General features: G+C 44.2%; 11 protein-coding genes. 5 read left to right on the plus strand and 6 right to left on the minus strand.

Going from position 1 to position 16422, the window contains the following annotated elements; translation table 11 throughout:
• Positions 1 to 59 precede the first annotated feature (59 nt).
• Positions 60 to 1076: a bile acid:sodium symporter family protein gene (locus ACT3QN_RS06320; protein WP_444529091.1), complete on the plus strand. Its 1017-nt coding sequence runs from the start codon at positions 60 to 62 to the stop codon at positions 1074 to 1076.
• A gap of 222 nt (positions 1077 to 1298) precedes the next feature.
• On the opposite strand, the gene ACT3QN_RS06325 is transcribed toward ACT3QN_RS06320, so the two are convergent.
• The 4 genes from ACT3QN_RS06325 to ACT3QN_RS06340 are packed head-to-tail and all read right to left on the minus strand — an operon-like array spanning position 1299 to position 5290.
• Positions 1299 to 2144 (minus strand): SDR family oxidoreductase, encoded by an 846-nt coding sequence (locus tag ACT3QN_RS06325; RefSeq protein ID WP_444522122.1) that lies wholly within the window; start codon positions 2142 to 2144, stop codon positions 1299 to 1301.
• A gap of 17 nt (positions 2145 to 2161) precedes the next feature.
• The gene (locus ACT3QN_RS06330; protein WP_444522121.1) at positions 2162 to 3097 is read right to left on the minus strand and encodes an SDR family oxidoreductase; all 936 of its coding nucleotides are present in this window, start codon (positions 3095 to 3097) and stop codon (positions 2162 to 2164) included.
• A complete protein-coding gene (locus ACT3QN_RS06335) occupies positions 3090 to 3977 on the minus strand; it encodes a bile acid:sodium symporter family protein (RefSeq protein WP_444522120.1) in 888 nt (295 codons plus the stop codon). The genes ACT3QN_RS06330 and ACT3QN_RS06335 overlap by 8 nt, the downstream gene beginning before the upstream one ends.
• Positions 3974 to 5290 carry a flavin-containing monooxygenase gene (locus ACT3QN_RS06340; protein WP_444522119.1) on the minus strand — a complete coding sequence of 439 codons (1317 nt, stop codon included), beginning with the start codon at positions 5288 to 5290 and terminating at the stop codon, positions 3974 to 3976. The genes ACT3QN_RS06335 and ACT3QN_RS06340 overlap by 4 nt, the downstream gene beginning before the upstream one ends.
• 444 nt (positions 5291 to 5734) lie before the next feature.
• Between ACT3QN_RS06340 and ACT3QN_RS06345 the strand changes: the two genes are divergently transcribed.
• Together ACT3QN_RS06345 and ACT3QN_RS06350 are read left to right on the plus strand one after the other, a co-directional pair.
• Positions 5735 to 7909, plus strand: a complete 2175-nt coding sequence (locus ACT3QN_RS06345) for a TonB-dependent receptor (RefSeq protein WP_444522118.1) — start codon at positions 5735 to 5737, stop codon at positions 7907 to 7909.
• Between the two features lie 83 nt (positions 7910 to 7992).
• Positions 7993 to 9744, plus strand: coding sequence for a multidrug ABC transporter permease/ATP-binding protein (locus ACT3QN_RS06350; RefSeq protein WP_444522117.1), 1752 nt, complete (start codon positions 7993 to 7995; stop codon positions 9742 to 9744).
• 203 nt (positions 9745 to 9947) lie between these two features.
• Here ACT3QN_RS06350 and ACT3QN_RS06355 read toward each other — a convergent pair whose 3' ends face one another.
• Complete coding sequence (locus tag ACT3QN_RS06355; protein ID WP_444522116.1) at positions 9948 to 11453, minus strand: PepSY-associated TM helix domain-containing protein; 1506 nt, start codon at positions 11451 to 11453, stop codon at positions 9948 to 9950.
• A 431-nt stretch (positions 11454 to 11884) separates the two neighbouring features.
• Here ACT3QN_RS06355 and ACT3QN_RS06360 point away from each other — a divergent pair, with 431 nt between their 5' ends.
• Entirely contained in the window at positions 11885 to 14065 is a 2181-nt protein-coding gene (locus tag ACT3QN_RS06360) for a TonB-dependent siderophore receptor (RefSeq protein WP_444522115.1), read from the plus strand.
• Between the two features lie 69 nt (positions 14066 to 14134).
• A complete protein-coding gene (locus tag ACT3QN_RS06365) occupies positions 14135 to 14881 on the plus strand; it encodes a siderophore-interacting protein (protein WP_444519791.1) in 747 nt (248 codons plus the stop codon).
• Positions 14882 to 14950: 69 nt separating this feature from the next.
• Here the strand turns inward: ACT3QN_RS06365 and ACT3QN_RS06370 are convergent, their stop codons facing one another.
• Complete coding sequence (locus ACT3QN_RS06370; RefSeq protein ID WP_444522114.1) at positions 14951 to 16366, minus strand: Na+/H+ antiporter NhaC family protein; 1416 nt, start codon at positions 16364 to 16366, stop codon at positions 14951 to 14953.
• Positions 16367 to 16422 lie beyond the last annotated feature (56 nt).

The raw sequence follows: 16422 nt of genomic DNA on the forward strand, positions 1-16422 counted from the left end.
ACAGTAGTTTTGAACTTATACTTGACTATTTTTTAGGCTTAGTTAGAAGGATTTGAGAAATGCAGTTTTTAAGGATGATAAGTCAGCAGTTAAGTCGATTTACGGCATTGGTTATTGTTTTAGCGGCCGCAGTGACATTTATAGAGCCTGCTACTTTTTCTTGGGTAACAGGTGATACCCAAGTCATCGTTCTGGGTGTCATTATGCTCGCAATGGGTATGACACTAGGTAAAGAAGACTATAAGGTATTGGCCCAGCGCCCGCTTGATATCTTTATTGGCTCAATTATCCAATATACCATTATGCCGATTTTGGCGATTAGCGTGGCCAGACTGTTTGATTTATCGCCTGGATTGACGTTGGGTCTAGTATTGGTTGGTACTTGTCCTGGCGGTGTGTCTTCAAACATTATGAGCTATCTTGCCAAAGGTGATGTAGCGTTTTCAGTAGGTATGACCACCGTATCAACCATCATTGCGCCGTTAGTGACTCCACTTTGGCTCAATTACTTGGTCGGTCAATCTGTAGAGATGGATGGCTGGGGAATGTTCCGCTTTATGCTCTTAGTGACGTTATTGCCAGTCGCTATCGGCTCTATGCTCAACATTCTATTTCAAAATAAACACTGGTTTAATGATGTACGTGCAGTAATGCCAGGCGTTGCTGTATTGGCGTTTGCCGCTATCGTCGGTGGTGTTGCCGCCGTATTTGGCGATCAGTTCTTACAATCAGGACTAGTCGTGATTTTAGCGATTGCGGTACACAATATCGTCGGCTATATATTGGGCTACTACTCAGGTGCCTTATTTGGTATGAGCAAGCCCAAAAAGCGCACCATATCTATTGAAGTTGGTGTACAAAATGCAGGGTTGGCCACGGGTTTAAGCACGAAATTTTTCCCTGGTAATGCAGAATCTGCCATCGCTGCCGCGGTTGCTTGTATTTGGCACTCTGTTTCTGGCTCTATATTAGCCAATATCTTCGCTTGGTGGGATAAGCGTCAAGAAGCAAAAAATCCTACCGTCATCGAGACTGAAGAATCCATAGAGCTTGGCAAACCAGTTAGAAACAGTTAATACTAAAAAATAATGCACTCGACATACTATGTTAGATAGCTATTTCCTAGCATAGTATGTCTTAGAAAAGGCGCTACTTTTAAGATAATGTTTTTAAAATTAGCGTTTTTCAATACAGTAACTTTTAACATACTAACTTTCAATATAGCGTCTTATAGCATAGCGCTATCCGATCATTTGAATTAATGACTAGCTTTTTTCTAAAGTCTTCATTCGCGAAAGCTACCGCAACTCCCCTTTAAAACGTTTACGTACTTGACGCAAATATATAGTGGGGGCAACGCGCCATAATATACTGCCAAAACGTGACACAGGTTCAGGCAATAACCAGCGTTCACGCCGCTGCAAACCTTGATTGATTCGTTCAGCCATCCACTCAGCACTGCGCATACTCCCTATCATCGAGCGTGGATGCTTTGCGATACTGCCATCACGACCTAACGCATGGTTTTCAATAGGCGTATCAAGAAAACTCGGATAAACCATAAGAATATGAATATCTTCAGGCTCTAGCTCCAAGCGCAACACTTCAAAGAATTGTGTGAGCGCTCCCTTGGCGGCACAATAAGCTGCCCGCCCTGGTACGGGCATCCATCCAGCCATTGAGCCAATGCAAATAATTTGTCCTTTGGACTCACGTAGCATCGGTAGCGCAGCCATGGTCAGCTCCACTGCACCCTGCCAATCTACCGCCATGACCTTACGAAACACCTCAGGATCAGTCTGATACGCGGGTGACCGATGGGTAATGCCTGCATTATTCACCAATAAGTCAAGACGGCCAAAATGGCTTTGCACTTGTTCGATAAGGACGACAATATCATTGCGTTGAGTGATATCAGTGACGACTGTTATAACTCTATCAATGTCGCCTAACTCAGTGGCACGCGCGTTTAACGCTTGCTCATCTATATCAACGAGTACTAGATGATGCCCAGCGGCATACCAGTGCCGAGCCATTGCCCAACCAAGTCCTGAGGCAGCACCAGTGATTAAAGTGACATTTATTGAATGAGTATTAACGTTGGCATTAATGTTAGTTGAATTGGCAGCAGTTGATAGTGACATTGATGAATTTCTCCATATCAGGGCTTACGCAGTCCATTGCATTCGATAAAATACTCAAAGGTTTCGGCAGAGGTTTTCGCCAAAGAATAACCAAATTCTTCTTTTAGTCGTCTGTTACTCAGCACGGGGCGATAACGCAAAAAATTAACTTGCTCTGGACCTGTTGGTTTACCACGCCATTTTGCAACCTGCAAACCAGCTTTGACTAGACCTACTGGCAAGGTCAATAGCGGTTTGTTCAATCGGTTCGCGATATCTTTCATCGTCAAAGCACCATCACCCGCCATATTATAGATACCCACCTTGTTTTCGCGAATACCCATTTCCATAGCACCGATCACGTCTTGATCCCAGATAAACACAAAAGGTGAATCGCTACCTTTGAGTGCAAGAATACGCGGCGCCATAAACAGACCAGTGATTTGATTGCGCGTATCAGCACCTAATACTGTGCCGGGTCGAAAGATAAGTTGCTGTAGCTGTGGATGCTGCTCGCGGAAGCCTGCCAACAGCTCCTCGACCTGCCTCTTGTGATCTGAGTAAGCAAACTCCTTATTGCCACGTAGCACATCTTGCTCATCAATCCATTCAGGGTTGTCAGCATGATAACCGTAGGCCGCGCCCGAGCTGGTCAGTGTTATATGCGTGACATCTGCTTTGATACAGCAATCAAGGACATTACGCGTGCCATTGACATCGATATCATAATCACGAGCACGATCTTTTGATGCTTGTAGAATAGACGCAAGATGCACAACGTGGGTGATACCTTGTTCTATTAGTAGCGTTGCCAAACCCTTATCACGCACATCTAGAACGTGGATTGGGAAGTCTAGATCGTTACGTTGTCGAACGTCGGTGCCAACCACATGGTGATGAGCAGCCAAACGATTGCCCAATTTATGACCGATATAGCCCGCGGCACCAGTAATTAATATTCGTTTATTATTCATAGGGAATCCGTGCCCAAATTTGTGAAAGTGTGAGTCCTGAGACTAGGTGCCATACGCCCCAAAATGCCGTAATAAGCATCATACCGCCCGCCTCTGGAAAGAACGTAAACAAAATAACCAACCCCAATCCTGAGTTTTGTATGCCGACTTCTAAAGTCACTGCACGTCGATCTGCGACTGGTAACTTGAGCATCAGTCCCATACCGTAACCTAGCGAGAGTGCCAATAAGTTATGTCCAACAACCAGCCAAAAAAAACTGTGAAAACGCTCTAGAAAAAGCGCAAAGTTACTGGAAAAAGCGATTGCGACAAAAGCCATTAGCACCAACAATGAGAAAATGCGTAGGGGTTTTTGAACACGCACGACAAGATCTGGCAAGCGTCGTCCTGTCAACATACCAAGCACTAAAGGCAACGCCAATACCAGCAGCACCAGTATCAAGATACTGCTAGGCTCAATTGTAATTTTTGTCAGGTACTCGCGTGTGTATGGGTTTAGCCAACCATAAAAAGCAAAATTTAGTGGCGTCAAAACAGCCGCTGCCAGACTTGATACAGCCGTCATGCTGACTGACACTGCGACATTACCGCGTGCCAGCCAAGTCATAATATTAGAGAAGCTCCCTCCTGGGCAGGATGCGACTAAAATCATTCCTAGCGCCAACTCCGGATCGATATTCAATACCCAAGTAAATAAACACGTAGCGAGCGGCAATAATAAAAACTGAGCGAACAAACCTGCTATCGGTGCAATTGGAAATGAAAAGATACGCTTAAAATCTTCGAGACGTAGGCTTAACGAAACGCCGAACATCATGAGTGCTAAGATAAGATTAAGCAAAATCAAGCTTCGTGGCTCAAACGCTACAGCCGCCATCATACTTCTGATACCAGTGTAGACTCTGTTGTTTCAAGCTCAGCGATATGTTTGGATAGCGTGTCTAAGTAATCATCTTTATTCACATAATATGCCATGCGTGCAAGCTTGATATAGTTATAACCACCATCGAGCGTCTTGCCAGCACGCTTACGTTTTACCTTGTTGAACTGTTTGACGGCTGCTGTATTTTTCTGACGCTGCTGAATATATAGAGCAACAAGCCTAGCCTGTTGATTGCGCCCCTCCCAGCCCAAACCCGCAGCCTCCACCATACCCATCATAAATAAATTATCGTGTTTGGGATGAAACACATTCATATATAGCTGCGGCGCGTCATGACTGGTAGGCCAGTTGAGCTGCTCGCGATCAATGAATGGATAGTCAAGCAAATAACCTGTCGCCATCAAAATCAGATCATACTCGTGACTGTTACCATCACTAAAGGTGACTGTATGGCCGTCAACACTACGAATGTCACGACGCGCCTTGATATCGCCATGGCCTAAATGATGCAGTACCAATGAATTAACCACCGGATGCGACTCATACATACGATAGTTTGGATTTGGCAATCCGTAATCAGAAGGTTTGCCTATTACCATACGAATCATCGCAGCATCCATACGCTGTTTGACTGGACGCGGGAGTTTTAGTTTGCCGCCTAGCGTGTCAACCGGCTTACCTTTAATAAATTTGGGTAGGAAGTAATAACCACGTCGTAGGCTGATATCTACCGACTTTGCATGATGCACCGCATCAACGGCAATATCAGCCCCAGAGTTGCCGCATCCGACGATTAATACACGCTTGTCATTAAATACGGACGAACTACGGTATTCAGAAGAATGCATCAACGTGCCCGAAAACTTCCCTGGCAAGCTTGGCATATTTGGTGTGTGTAATGTTCCATTTGCAATGAGGACACCATCGAACAGCCGTGATTGTCTCTGTCCATTGCACTCGCTGATCAAGCACCAGCCATTTCCTTCGGGCATCATGCTGATCACGCGCGTAGAGAACTCATAGTGTGATTTGAGGTTGAAAGTATCTGAAAAGTCTCGGAAGTATTGACGAAGCTGGGTATGATGAGGATAAGCCGCGACTGAGTCCTTCATAGGAAACTCCTCGAACTCTGTCATGCGCTTAGATGAAATCAGATGTGCACTCTCATACATCGTGCTGTGCGGATTGTCGATATCCCATAGACCGCCTACATCTGTATGTAGCTCAAAACCTATAAAAGAAATATCCAGTTTTTGTAAATTTAGTGCTGTAGCTAGCCCCATAGGACCTGCTCCGATCACTGCATACATAAGCGTCACCGTAAAATCCATTTCAATTGTATAAATCAGTCAATTCCATTTGACTGCACCTCTGGTAGGCGAGACCAGCGTCCTCTGTGCCCATGATAAAACAATAGCATATATCGATAGAGGAGCCAGCTCAAGTAAATAAAAATACTGGTTATTTTTCAGCTTATTTGTAGATTGGTTTTAAAGCGCCTTCTCTGATATATCTTCAAAATTGCATCACTAAAGCATTGTAATAGAAACGATTATCATTATAATAACGATTTAACTTACACGCTGGAAATATTCATGCAACTGTCCCGCCTCTCTGCTGCTTTGTTTCGCCTTAATTCTTTGAATGTATCTGGCTCCTCTTCGCAATTAACATCCATACTCTCACGTTCTAGACTAAGAAAATCGCTACCTTTAAAAACATTATATTCAACTTGTTTGTCCACCTCAGTCATTATGCTAACGACCAGTCAAGTAGCATGGGCGCAAGTAGATAACAATGTAGATGCACAGTCAGAGACACCTAATGTGGTACTCGACACTATCGTCGTGACCAGTAGTGCTGATGCATCAGCGGATGGCTTACCTAGCGCCTATGAAGGTGGCCAAGTAGCAACCGGTAGCCGCGTTGGTCTCTTAGGCAATCAAGATATTATGAATACGCCGTTCTCTACTACGTCATATACCAACGAATACATTGCCAATCAGCAAGCACAAAGTGTCGGCGACCTACTCACAAAAGATCCTACAGTACGTTTGGCTAGAGGTTTCGGTAACTTCCAAGAAGCGTATTTTATGCGCGGCTTTGTGACTACCTCAGATGACACCATGTTCAACGGTCTATACGGCATACTCCCTAGACAATATATCGCAACAGAATTGTTCGAACGTGTCGAGGTACAGCGCGGTGCATCAGCCATGCTAAATGGTGCAGCACCTAGTGGCGGAAACTCAGGCGGTACAATCAATCTATTACCTAAACGGGCTGATAATGATCCATTACGTCAGCTAACAGTTGGCTATGGTCAAGGCGATCAAGGTAAGGTTGCGGTAGATGTTAGTGATCGTTTCGGTACTGATGATGCGATTGGTGTACGTTTCAATGCAGCTTATCAAGACGGTGACAGCGCTATCGATGATGAGTCATCAACCTTGGGTTTGGCCGCCCTTGGTTTGGATTATAGAGGTGATCAGTACCGCTTATCAGCAGATCTGGGCTGGCAAGATAACAAGCTGACAGAGACGCGCCCTAGTGTGACGCTTGCCGGTGTTTCTCATGTACCAAAAGCACCTGACGGCTCAAAAAACTGGGCACAACCTTGGACGTATTCAAACGAAGAAGATGTGTTTGGTACCATTCGAGGAGAATATGATTTTAATGACAGCATTACTGGCTATGGTGCCTACGGCGTTAGACGTGGTGACGAAGAAAACTCTTTAGCCAACCTTACCGTCTCTGACGCAGATGGTACTGGCTCGACCTACCGCTTTGATAATACTCGCGAAGATTTAGTACAAAGTGCCCAGCTTGGACTACGTGGACAATGGCAAACTGGCAAGATCAATCATGACTGGGTACTAGCAACAGATCTTTATGATCAAGAAGAAAAAGGCGCTTACGGTTTTGATTTTGGCAACCAGCTTGCGACCAATCTGTATAGCCCGACAGATTATAGTAATGAGTGGTCAGATACTGCTTTCTTTGGTGGTCGTCTTGATGACCCTAAGCTGACGAGCGAGACTCAGCTACAAAGCTTTGCACTTGCAGACACCATATCACTGTTTGATGACAAGCTAAAAACCACACTAGGCGTACGTCATCAAAACATCGAAACAACCAGCTATGATTACAACACTCAAGAAAAAACAACTGAATATGATGAAAGCGCGTGGACGCCAAGTATAGGTGTCGTCTACCAGCCAACGCTGGACTGGTCTGTTTATGGCAACTATATCGAGAGTCTCGCTAAAGGTGATACTGCGCCACTGGTTGATAACTCTGGCAATGCACTAACTAATGCAGGACAAAATCTAGACCCTTATGTAAGTAAGCAAACTGAGCTGGGTGTAAAGTACGACAATGGCTTTATCGGTAGTAGTTTTGCTATATTCTATACTGATGAGCCACGTGCTTATATCAATGATGACAAAACCTTTACTACTGCTGGTGAAAACCGCCATCGAGGCGCTGAGCTGACTGTCTTTGGTAGTCCAAGTGAAAACATGCGTCTAAATGCCGGCGTAAGCTATTTAAGTGCCAAGCAAAAAGACACAGGCGATGCCGCGTTAGATGGTAATCGTGTCATTGGCGTCCCGACGCTCCAGAGCAACGTCAACCTAGAATATGATTTAGCAGCAGTCCAAGGACTGACGTTGACGGGTGATATTATCCATACAGGCGCGCGCTATGCCGATGCCGCTAATACCTTAAAAGTAGATGGTTATACTACCTTAGACCTTGGTGCACGCTATCGCACGCTATTGGCTGGTCAAGATGTAACTTTAAAAGGGGTCGTAACCAATGTGACTGGTGAGGATTACTGGCAATCTGTAGGTGGACTACCAGGCTATGGTTATTTAAATGCGGGTGAGCCAACTGCATTAAAGGTATCAGCAACGTTCGATTTTTAGACAGTATTGGATTTAATAAAAGGGATTGGGCGCGACCTACTCCCTTTTATACCATCAAAAATTTATTTTACTACTGAGTTATTATGTCTTCTCGTACTACAGCGTCCTCTCGCACGACCACTTCTTTGTACCATATGATCTGGGCACATTATCGCCTACCTTTTCTAAAAGTCATTCTGCTGAACTTGGTCAATGCCGCTGTCAGCGTCGGTATTATCGCTTACATCAATCACACTTTTATTAGTCAGCCTGTGTTTGATACCTTGTCTTGGCTAAGTTTGGCGCAGTTCTCGCTGCTAGTGATATTGTTACTAGTGACGACTTTTTTATCGCAGTATGCATTGACACGACTGGGACATCGGTTTGTTTATGAGCTCAGAACAAAACTGGTCAAACAAATTATCGATACCACCGTGCCACAGATAGACCATTTAGGTAGTGCGCGATTACTGGCCAGCCTATCATCTGATATCCAATCTATTACCGTAGCCTTCGTTCGTATGCCAGAACTGGTACAGGGCATTATATTGTCTGTTGGCGTGGGATTATATTTGGGCTGGCTGTCATTGCCATTACTGTTTATTGTTATGTTTTGGATTGTAATGACTATTTGGATAAGCACTATCTTAGTCAAGCATGTCTATACGCATTTAACAGAATTGAGAGAGATTAATGACGATTTATATCAAGACTATCAATCGATTATAGAGGGTCGTAAAGAGCTGGCTCTTAACCAGCATCGAGCAAAAAAACTGTATACAGATGATTTTTTAGCCCATGCCAAATCGTATGAAAAGACCGTAACCAAGTCTGATACCTTTCATTTATCAGCGGTGAACTGGTCCAATATTATGATGTTCGCATCAATTGGTATCGTGTTTGCTGTGGCCAATTATCTTGATATATCGATGGGAGTTGCTACTACTTTTTCTTTGACCATTTTGTTTATGCAGTCACCGCTTTTACATGCTGTAGGTGCATATCCAACATTGCAGACTGCTCAAGTTGCACTAGAAAAGATACAGTCTTTAGAATTGTCCGAGCATCAGCCGAATTTCGCGACCGATGCGGTTGCTAAGAACTGGCAATCTATCTCATTAAATGATATCAGTTATCGCTATGTAGGCAGTAGTAATGCATCGGACACAGCTATTAATGATAATGATCAAAATAGTGATAACAATCAGAATCCTGTCAATAATATCTTAAAGTCTGTCAATTTAACCCTACAACGAGGCGACGTGGTTTTCTTAATCGGTGCGAATGGTAGCGGCAAATCCACTCTTGCCAAAATAATAACTGGTATCTTCACCCCTACCATAGGGACGGTACAAGTCGATGGACAAGTCGTCAATTCAGAAAACAATACCGACTTTAGACAGCTGTTTTCTGCAATTTTTAGCGACCAGCATTTATTTAAGCAATTGATTGGAGATCAAGGCAATGAGCCTGATGCGGCCCTAGTCTCTGACTGGCTACATAAGCTCAATCTACAAGAAAAAGTTAGTGTGGCTGACCATAAGCTCTCTACAGATAAGTTGTCACAAGGTCAGCGAAAACGCTTGGCAATGCTAATCGCCGTCGCTGAACAGAAGGACATATTACTACTCGATGAGTGGGCAGCTGACCAGGACCCTGCCTTTCGCCGCGTGTTTTACCAGACGCTCATTCCTGAGTTAAAAGCTATGGGTAAGACACTGTTTATCATCAGTCATGATGATGGTTACTTTGAGCATGCCGATCGATTATTACTGATGAAAGAAGGCCGTCTCATTGAGCTAAATGCTGAAGAGCGACAGCGTGCTAGTAAAGATGCCATTGCTATGCTCAAGTAAATAAAGCTATAACTGTATGTATTACTGACCGCTCAGCTTTAAGCCCATAAAACGTTTGATCAACTTTGAGCTAAATAGCAGTTAATCTGAGCACTTTTTGAAATAATCCGTTCTTAAAATCAGCAGTTTTTAAGCAAAAAAAAAGCGCCTTACTATAAGGCGCTCTTTTACTATATCGAGAACAACGATATCTTACCATTCGCTTATTTTAGCCATTTCTGTAAAAACCCAACTCGAGAAATTACTAAAAATTCTAGTAACGCGATAGCCACAATCGCGATAATAGCAGTCGGGAATATGACAGCCACAACTAATAAAGGAATGGCAAGCGGCCACCAAACGGAAACATCTGAGCTGCGAGCTGGCGGGTTTAATCCTACGCTATCGCTTGCATGACGAGGGCGACGCTGCCACCACATAATATAACCACTGATACAGATAGCGATGACTGACAGACAAAACAAGACGTTGGCCAACACACTCCACCATCCGAGCGTCCCCATATGCAGCGCGATACCAGCCGCCATGAATTTACCAAACGCGTTGTAATCATCGAAATGAATATCAGCCAAAACGTTACCCGAATAGCGGTCGATATGTACCGTACGATCTGCTGTCGGACTGCTCATATCATAGCTCATTGAATCTTGGCTAATGGTCCAGACGCCTGTATTACCTTGTGGTAGGTTAAGCTGATAACGCCCTACAAAACCGATTTCACGAGCGTAGCGATCCACCGTATCAATCATAATAGGTATGTTGGCGGCGATACCATCTTTACCCATCGTTGTGCCTGACACAGGCATCGGCGTCGACTCAAGTACCCAAGGAACTTCCTTAGTGTCGCCCGAGTTTAGGACGCTGCCATGCGTGGGTGCTTCAGTATGCGCTTCAGACGCTGCCGCGCCATGCACATGCGGCTCTGGTGTGGACTCTTGCATAGCAGCATGTTGACTGTGATCAATGGATACTGGAACAGGTGCAACGCCCCACTTACCCGCAGGAAACTGGCTCCATGATTGCACCACTCTTTCGCCCCATATACCTGCCCATGCCATGCCTGATATGCAGAAAAACAGTAGCAGCACAGAGATCCAGCTGCCCAATGTCGCATGAATAGTACGGATAAAAGAGCGTTTTTTCTTGTTGGTTACCCTCTCGTTAGGTATCAACATGGCTTTAACTGACTGACGTTTTTGCCCCCACAAATACCAACCAGACAAAATCATTAAAATAGTCAATGAGGCAGCGGTTTCTAGTAGATAGTCACCAACCTTACCAATTAACAAATCACTATGAATATTATTGAACGTATTATAAAGACCGCTACTAGTAGGCTCACTTTGGACGATGTCAGCTGTATAAGGATTAACTGCCACCATATTACTTTGGTCGTCTGATTTTATCTGAAACAAAGCCACTGTATCGGTATCACGAGGAGCGATATATTTAACCAGTGTGCTATCAGGCAAGGTGCTCAGCGCGTTCTTTGCTTGAGTAGAGACAGGTGCCTGAACCGTAGACTCTGGCACAGCAATCGTCAATCGGTCGTTGTCACGTCCTGCTGTGTTAGACATAAACAGCATACCGAGGGCTGTGACAGCCAAAACAATTAAAAAAGGCGCTACAAACATGCCTGAATAAAAATGCCAGCGCCATACCGTGAAATAGCGCTGGTTACTGGTGGATTGGTTGGATGGTGTGTCCATAAATGTGACCTTAAACAATCTTTGGTTGCTCAATGAACAACGTAAACCTATCGATAATAGTGATATATCTGCTTGCCAGACCAGTTTTAAGTAGTCTTAAAGCGAGCTAGAATGAAATCGTACAGTGACATCAATACAGCAATATAAAACGTTACTGTAAATAACTGTGTTCGGAATGCTGCTGCATAATACGAGAAAAATCTGACAAAAACCATCGTTTAAAACGCATTGTTTAAAACAGTAAGTCTGCGTGACACCATTCGCAACACTTTATCTCCAATCTTTTTTAAGCCCTACAAATACTTCTAAAAACTGTCCCGTTGTAATTTTTTAATGATAGTAATTATCGTTAGTGTTATCATTAGCGACGTTATAATATGCTTCAACTGTTACACATAATATTTAATTATTTTAGTCCAAAAGGAAATCTGATGCGGTCTCAGCTAACTACCAACGTCATTCGCAAAAAATATCTCACCACCGCAGTACAAATTGGCTTAATCATGGGTATGAGTCATGCCGTTTACGCTGCAGAGACAACAAACAATATTGAAAACGATGAGGTTGCTACACCGTCAGCGACCTTAGACGCTATTACCGTCTACTCAGATGGCTATCGTAGTACTGGCACCAAGACTGCATTGGATCCAAACGATGCACCAATGAGTTATACCAGAATCGATCAAGAGCTATTACAAAAGCGTCAGGCAGACAGCGTCGATGCTGCACTACGTTATGAGCCGGGCGTAAGCTCTGAGAGCCGTGGCACAGTATCTGTCTTTGATGAGTACAATATCCGCGGGTTTAAAACTTATTCAAACTTCTATGACGGGCTAAGACTACCTTATGATGGTGCATGGAATCTAATGCCTCAAGTAGATATCTATGCGACTGAAGCAGTAGAAGTCGTGAAAGGCTCTGCCTCTTCCCTGTATGGCTATGCCGCACCAGGTGGTATGGTCAACCAAATAGCCAAAGCGCCTAAAAGCACTCAAGAGAATGAAGTACAGCTACGACTCGGTAATCAAAACCTAAAAGAAGTGGCTGTCGATAGTACAGGCCCAATCACAGATAATTTAGATTATCGATTTGTTGCGCTAACGCGCCAAAAAGATGGTCAGATGGAAACCACGGAAGAAGAGCGTTTATTGGTAAACCCATCGCTCAAATGGCAAGCGACAGATGATGTGTCCGTGCTTGCTAATCTTTATTATCAAGACGATCCTGATATGGTTCCCTCTACCCCCTTACCTGCTGTCGGCACTGTCTACAATGCAAGCTATGGCAAGCTCGATAGCGATGCCTATGCAGGCGATGAATGGAATAAATTTAGCAAAGAAGTATTTATGCCAAGCGTCACCGTAAACTGGGATATCAATGATCAATTAACTTTTAAACATATCACGCGCTATACCGATTCTGAAGCAGAGCAGCGTAATATGTATAACAGTGAAGGTTTTGTAGAGGGTAGTGATACGATTCTCAATCGCGTGGCATATACCACGGATGAGAGCATGAATAACTGGACTACTGATAACCAGCTTGCCTATAAATTTGATACCGCTAACACTTCGCATAACTTATTGTTCGGTGTTGAGTATCAAGAGACAGATAGCACTGCTGATTACTATGATGCTGGTGCAGATGGCACACCAAATCTTGATCTATCTAATCCAGATTTCTCACAAATCAACGCTAATACTCTGCCATTAGATGCTTATCGTCAAGAGGAAGATATCGAACAAAGCCAGCTTGGATTTTATGTGCAAGATGAGATGAAGTGGAAAGATCTAACAGTCGTAGCAGGTCTACGTCATGACAATTTTGACAGTAATACTGATCAAACCAAAGCTACTGAAGGCGTCATCTATAGCGACAAAACGATTGACAATGATGCGTCAGAAACCAGTGGTCGCTTCGCTGCCATTTATGATTTTGATAATGGTCTATCGCCGTTTGCAAGCTATTCTCAGTCGTTCCAGCCAGTGGTCGGTAGTAACTTTATTACTGATGAGCCGTTTGAGCCAACCACAGCCGATCAATTAGAAGCTGGTGTTAAATATTTGTCTCCAGATCGTGCCACTCAAGGAACGCTTGCAATATTTGATATCACACAGAAAAATGTTGTGGTATCAGATTACGTCAACTATAGAGATCAGACCCAAACTGGTGAAATTGAATCGAAAGGCTTTGAGATATCAGGTAGTCGCATGCTCAATGACTGGGTAGACGTGGCCGCAAGCTATAGCTACACCGATGCTGAAATTACAGAAGATGAATTCAATCCTGATGTGGTCGGCAATACTCCTGCTCAAACCGCCAAGCACAAAGCCACGCTATGGGCAGACTACTATGCGACAGACAAACTCACGCTCAACGCTGGTGTTCGCTATGAAGACGGTATGCAGATTGATAAACAAAATACAGATGAGCTACCAAGTGTGACCTTGGTCGATATCGGCGGCAGTTATCAAATCAACCCTATGCTGGCGGTAGGAGCTAGTGTCAACAACCTGTTTGACAAAACCTATGTCGGTGCGTGTTACGACATCAATAACTGCTGGATGGGACCTGAGCGCCAAATGTCAGTCAGTCTAAAAGCAAGCTTCTAATAAATTTTACAAACAGTGGGTTGGTTATAGTATTAGCAGGCCAATCCGCTGTTCGAAGGAAAGCACAATATGGCAAAACCTACTCCAAGAGTACTAGAGGTTATCGACACTAAATACATTACGCCAAATATGTGCCGTATCACATTTGGTGGTGCTGGTATGGTTGATTTTCCGACTGATCAAGAAAGCGCTTATATCAAACTGATATTTCCTCAAGGTGACGATATCAAGCCATTGATGCGTACTTATACCATCATTGCCCAACGTGATACTGAGATTGATGTTGATTTTGCTTTACATGAGACAGAAGGACCTGCATCGGTATGGGCACGAAATGCGCAAGTCGGTGATCAGATTCTGATAGGTGGCCCAGGACCAAAGAAACTCATCAACAATGAAGCAGATTGGTTTTTGTTAGTCGGCGATATGACCGCGCTACCTGCAATCACCGTCAACTTAGCTCAGTTGCCTATGGATGCTCGCGGTTATGCAGTACTTGAAGTGACGACTGAGGCAGATCGTCAAACGCTCAAAAAACCAGAGAACGTCAAGGTACATTGGGTGATTAATGCTCACCCAAATGCAGACGATAGTCCTTTACTGAATTGCGTCAAATCATTGAGCTGGCTTGAAGGGCAACCTGCCGTTTGGGCGGCGTGCGAATTTCATAGTATGCGTGCACTGCGTCAGTACTTCAAAGTTGAGCGCGCAATACCAAAGACGCATTTATATGTGTCTAGCTACTGGAAAGTCGATAGCACAGAGGATCAACATAAAGTCGTCAAAAGTCAGGATGCGCAAACGGAAGAACAGTAAATACGTATTTCGCAACAAAAAAAGGTGGAGCTAATATTAGTCCCACCTTTTTTTATCGCTTGCTGTTTATTACAACTCAGCAGTCTTCATACTATCCACTTCTCCATCACTCTTACTAATCGTCAGTCCCGTAAAGCCGAATAGCAGTGTCAGTAGTAATGACAAATAACAGAAGAATGCATAAGGCAGATAATCTAATACAGGCACCCCTAATGCCTGACTGATAAACACCCCGCACACACTCCAAGGCACTAATGGATTAATCACCGTTCCTGCATCCTCAATCGTCCGCGACAGATTCTTTGGATGTAGATGTAAGCGCTCAAACGTCGACCGAAATGCCGTACCTGACAACAAGATACTCAAATACTGCTCACCGATTAGCACGTTAATGCTTAGTGCCGACATCGCTGCAGCGAATATCGCTCGTCCTGATGTCGTCAATGTGTCTTTAATACCAGATAGTAGTGCTGGTAAAATCCCTAATGCCGTTAGTAACCCACCTAAACTTAATGCTAGTATCACAATCGCCTGGGTAAAGAACATACTCTGTACACCGCCGCGTGACAGCATACCACCTACCTCACCCAGCTCTAACGATTCAGCGGGCGCATAGCCTGCAAACAGATAGCCGCCCAATTGTCCAAAGCTTGGTGAGCTATGTACATAAGTGATGATGAGTGCCGCTGCTATGGTACAGATAATCGTATAAATTGCATTAACCCGAAACAGTGCTAATCCTACCAATACAACAAAGGGTAATACCGAATACCCATGTACCAACCCACTGTCTATCAGCTGACCTTGTAGTATGGTTACTTGACCAAGATCAGAGCCTGACGTCTGTCCTGAGAACATCCAAAATAATATCACCGTCAGTATCCATGCAGGTACTGTCGTATACATCATATTACGGATATGCTCAAACAGATCAATACCGACTACAGAGGAAGCAATCGTACAAGTATCAGACAAGGGAGACATCTTATCACCGAAGAATGCACCTGATACCACTGCCCCTGCTGCTATTGCCACATTGGCATCAAAGGCGTTACTCATCCCAATAAAGGCTACACCCAAAGTCGCTGCAGTGGTCAGACTACTGCCTAGAGCAATACCAATAATAGAGGTCAGTACAAAGGCAGAGATATAGTAGTACTCAGGTGAGATCAGCTGAAAGCCCACATACATAAGCGTGGGAATCGCACCTGACATCATGAGAGCTGCCACCATAAGACCAATAAAGAAGAACAAATAGATAGCACCAATACCGCGCATGACACCCGAGGCCATTTGCGATTGCATGTCATCAAAGCTAAGTCCTTTAACCATACCAATCGCCAGTAGCACACAGATAGCAAGAATAAGAGACAAATGCGGCACCCAGCCAAAGCCGATCATGGTGATGCCCATGATACCGATGACGATGGTAGATATGATAAAGGCAAGCTTGGCGCTGATGATGGTGAGAGGGGTTGGTGGCATGACACATCCTTAAAATGCCAGCAGACACTGGCACTAGATTGGGTTTAATTTTGGTG

Origin of the sequence: Psychrobacter sp. AOP7-C1-14 (assembly GCF_052376135.1) — a bacterium.
In the GTDB taxonomy this organism is placed as follows: Bacteria; Pseudomonadota; Gammaproteobacteria; order Pseudomonadales; family Moraxellaceae; genus Psychrobacter.